Raw genomic sequence first — 3,834 nt, 5'->3', positions numbered from 1 at the left:
CGACGGCACCGTGGTCGGCCGCTGCATGCCGCGGCACACCCACAAGGAGTTCGTCCGCTTCCTCAACGCCATCGAGCGCGCGGTCCCAGCCGGCAAGGTGATCCACGCCATCCTCGACAACTACGCCACCCACAAGCATCCGAAGGTGCAGCACTGGCTGGCTGATCACCCGCGCTGGGTCTTCCACTTCACGCCGACCTCAGCGTCATGGATCAACGCCGTCGAGGGCTTCTTCTCCACCATCACCCGAAGGCGCATCCGGCGCGGCGTCTTCAGCTCCGTGCCCCACCTGCAGGACGCAATCACCCGCTACATCCGCGACCACAACAGGGCCGCCAGGCCATTCGTCTGGACCAAACCTGCAGATACCATCCTCAGCAAGCTCGCCAGACTTCCTGCACCTTCTGAATGAGTCAGTGCACTAGCCGAACTGGGTGGTCGGTGACGACCACAACAGGGCCGCCAGGCCATTCGTCTGGACCAAACCTGCAGATACCATCCTCAGCAAGCTCGCCAGACTTCCTGCACCTTCTGAATGAGTCAGTGCACTAGCCGAACTGGGTGGTCGGTGATGTTTGGCCCGCCGCTTGGTACGCGCGTCTACCTTGCTTGCGGCGCGACCGATATGCGCAAGGGATTCGGCGGCTTGGCCGCGCAGGTGCAGACTGTGCTCTCGCAGGATCCGTACAGCGGCGCGGAGTTCTACTCTCGTGAACGTCGAGGTGACCTGCTGAAGGTTTTGGTCTGGCGCGTGCGCTGCCGCCGCCTGTCGCCGTCCGGCATCACCGCAGCTCCTGCGTGAGCCGCTCGGCGTGCTGCTGGTGACACACTCGAAGATCTGGAGCCCCTTCTCGAGCAGGATCTGGGGATCAATTCGCAGCATACGCGGTCTGGCTTGTGGCGGCGGGATCATGTGAGCGATGCAGTGGCACAACAAGTTCGCAGACCAGCCCCGTTTCGTGCCAGTCAAGCCGGACCGTGCCGCTAAGCTGACGGCGTACTGTGCCATCGAGCACGCGCGTGCCAAAACCGCAGCGCTCTGGTACTGTGGCAACGGGCGGCCCACCAGCTTCTACCCAGCGCAGGTGCAGGACCTCCGTGCCGGCCGGATCGCGCTGAAGACGCCAGTGGACCGCGACATGCCCCTCCGGCACCGACAGTGCTCCGTGCTTTACGGCGTTTGTCGCCAACTCATGTACCGCCATGGCGAGAGGCTGAGTCGTACGAGGCGGCAGCGCCAGCTTCGGGCCGCCCAGTTTTGCGCGGGGTCCGCCCTCATCCGCGGCGCCAAGAAAGGGCTTTAGCTCACCGCGAAGCAATGCTCGCAAGTCGGCGCCGTTCCAGCGGTCCTCGGCAAGCAGTGTCTGCGCACGCGCAAGCGCGGCTACACGGCCCTCGATAGCACGTACGAAGGACGGGATATCCTCAGCCTTGGTAAGGCGCAGAGCTGCCTGCACCACCGCAAGCGCGTTCTTGGCCCGGTGGTCCACCTCCCGCGAGAGCAGCGCCTGGCGCTCCTCGGCCTCCTTCCGCTCCGTGATGTCCAGGAAGAGGAGGGCAAACCGCCCCGGCTCGGTTCGGTAGGCGAAGGCCTCGAACCAGCGCTCCATTTTGGACGCTTGGTGCTCGACATGAGCGGGCTGCCCGGTCTCAACCACTTGTGCGAAGATCCGGATCCAGGACTCCTTTATTCCGGGAATTACCTCTGTCACGCGGCGGCCAAGGGCTCGCTCCACCGGAATGCCGGTCAGCCGCTCCCAGGCAGCGTTGAGTTCAAGGTAGCGCCAATCCACAGCCCGTCCGTTGCCGTCCCGGATAATCTCGCAAAGCGCAAAGCCCTCGTGCATGCGCTCGAACAGGGCGCGCCATCGCGCCTCGCTGGCACGCAGAGCCGCTTCGGCAGCTGCGATGTCCTCGCGCAGTGCCTCGAACTCTGCCACTCCAGAAGGCTCTGCTGGCACGCTGTCCGTAGCTAAGGGAACTCCAAAATCAGCGCCTCTGCTTTGGACCACCGCTCGCGCATGAGACCTGAGTACGTCGACCGGGTGCAGCAGCCGTCGGCCTAACCAGAGGGCCAAAGTTGCCGAGAGCAGCAGGAGCGGAACTGCTCCAACGGCCAGCGTTCCGAGCGGCCCTGTCCAACTCCGGGTGTAGGCCGCCCACGGTACGACGATTGAAATGGTCCAGTCCGGCGCGACCTTCAGCCGCTCGAAGGCACCGTAGGTCGGGCTCCCCTCCAGGCTCCGCCCCTTGGTCAGCCCGCGCGGGCGGCCGGCAATCGCCTCCTGGAAAGCAGGCGGCACCGGTTGGCCAACTGCGGCCTCATGGTTGAGGCTGCGAGCAACGACGCGGTACTGGCTATCCTTCAGAACCGCGAACCCGCCCTCCGGAAGGCTCTGTGCCCGCAGCAACTCGACCAGGGCAGCAGGCTCAAGCCGCGCAGCAAGCGCTCCTACGACCCGGCCCTCTCGCAAGATCGGCACTATCGGACCTACCGCGGGACGGCCCGTGATGGTGCTGGTGACAAGATCGGAGATCATAGGCTGTCCGGTCTCGGCGACTCGCGTCGCAGGGCCGCCAAAGGCACTCGCGGGCATAGCTCCACCGGCAGGCACTCTTGTATCGTTGAGGAGCCGCCCGGTAGGATCCATGAGGGCGAGGTCCGCACCGAGAGAAGCCGCGGCACGGCGCAGCAGTCCCTCGCGTGCAGCGAGGTCGGCATCGACGTCGAGAGCAAGGGCAGCGGCGAGCGCGGTCAACACGGCAAGATCGGCCCCGATCCTGGCATCCAGGGCCAAAGCAAGCGCCCGCGCTGTATCTTGCAGACGGGCCTCGAAAGCACGCTGGTGACCGGTGGCTGCTTGCCAAGCCGCAGCAGCTCCGACCGCGAGGGCTGGCACCAGTACGGCCAAGACAAGCGCGAGAAGATGCGCACGCAGCCCCGACATCTGCCGCACAGGGCGCTCCTGAACTGCCAACCCGCCTTGCGTTGAGCAGTCGGTATCAAATCGGCTTGGGATTGGCCGAGCGTACCGACTGCTCAAGAGGCCACTCGAGAATGAGACCAGAGGGCCAGCTCCTGGACGAAGGTGACGTATTTCAACGCGACCGTCAGGTTCAAAGTTCTGGCCTCGTTCATGCAGGCATCTCCTAGATGGGAGACACCCACCCGCCAAGGGTAATCGACACTCCCCAGCGGCAGACCTGGTTCGTCCATCCTGGAGGTGTTTGCTATTGTTGCGCTTCTGACCGCGGAAGCCCTGCTCATTAAGCGTCGGGCGACACGGCGACCGGGCGTCAGCCTGCGGCGGCGGCGGCGTTGCCTGGCAGGTTCCACGGCAGAAGCTCGGCGGCCCGGCTGCCCGCCGGCTGTGATCTTGTACCCTTCCCCGTCCACCAGGAGCGGTTTCTGCCTCGTCGTCTGTAATCGGGTCGATCAATGTCCGGCGTGGTGGTCACGTCGCGGGTTCCTCGCTTCTGTTCGTGGTCAGCGTGGAGCCGCCACAGGCTACGGCCAGGCAGGCGGGGCGGACCAATCCAGAACGCGGGCTCGGCGGGGGGGCGGCACCGGGTCTGTCGTGGTCTCGCCCTGCCGCGTCCCGCGACGGGACCTCGAACGCTGGGTTACGGGCGGTGGGATCGCGGACGGACGGGGCCTTGCCGTGGCGCATGCGGCGCTTGGATGGGTACGCGCTTCGTCACCTCGGCCGAGAGCGGCAACCCCTCCGGCGACACGGGGCGCATTGTGGGGGCGGGCTTTGCCGACCTGGCCGAAACCCCTCTGTTCAACGGCAGTTGGCCGGACAGCCCGCACCGGGTGTTGCGCAACTCGAC

At 65.7% G+C, this 3,834-nt stretch carries 4 protein-coding genes; 3 read left to right on the top strand and 1 reads right to left on the bottom strand.

Annotated elements, in window-relative coordinates; all coding sequences use genetic code 11:
• Positions 1–412 (top strand): transposase (locus tag H7965_RS28420; protein ID WP_186773889.1); only part of this gene is annotated, 412 nt, incomplete at its 5' end.
• 159 nt (positions 413–571) lie between these two features.
• Complete coding sequence (gene tnpB / locus H7965_RS28415) at positions 572–802, top strand: IS66 family insertion sequence element accessory protein TnpB (protein WP_186773888.1); 231 nt, start codon at positions 572–574, stop codon at positions 800–802.
• 67 nt (positions 803–869) lie between these two features.
• On the opposite strand, the gene H7965_RS28410 is transcribed toward tnpB, so the two are convergent.
• A complete protein-coding gene (locus H7965_RS28410) occupies positions 870–1,940 on the bottom strand; it encodes an HWE histidine kinase domain-containing protein (protein WP_186773887.1) in 1,071 nt (356 codons plus the stop codon).
• A 366-nt stretch (positions 1,941–2,306) separates the two neighbouring features.
• Here H7965_RS28410 and H7965_RS28405 point away from each other — a divergent pair, with 366 nt between their 5' ends.
• Positions 2,307–2,993, top strand: coding sequence for a hypothetical protein (locus H7965_RS28405; protein WP_186773886.1), 687 nt, complete (start codon positions 2,307–2,309; stop codon positions 2,991–2,993).
• Positions 2,994–3,834: the final 841 nt, after the last annotated feature.

It is taken from the genome of Siccirubricoccus deserti (genome assembly GCF_014283215.1).
Taxonomy (GTDB): domain Bacteria; phylum Pseudomonadota; class Alphaproteobacteria; order Acetobacterales; family Acetobacteraceae; genus Siccirubricoccus; species Siccirubricoccus deserti.
The sequence above is the reverse complement of the archived record's forward strand: the minus strand, read 5'-3'. Positions and strand labels throughout refer to the sequence as shown.

Excerpts from the sequence above, each read along its gene's own strand:
- tnpB (WP_186773888.1), top strand. The coding sequence starts at position 572 with ATGTTTGGCCCGCCGCTTGGTACGCGCGTCTACCTTGCTTGCGGCGCG.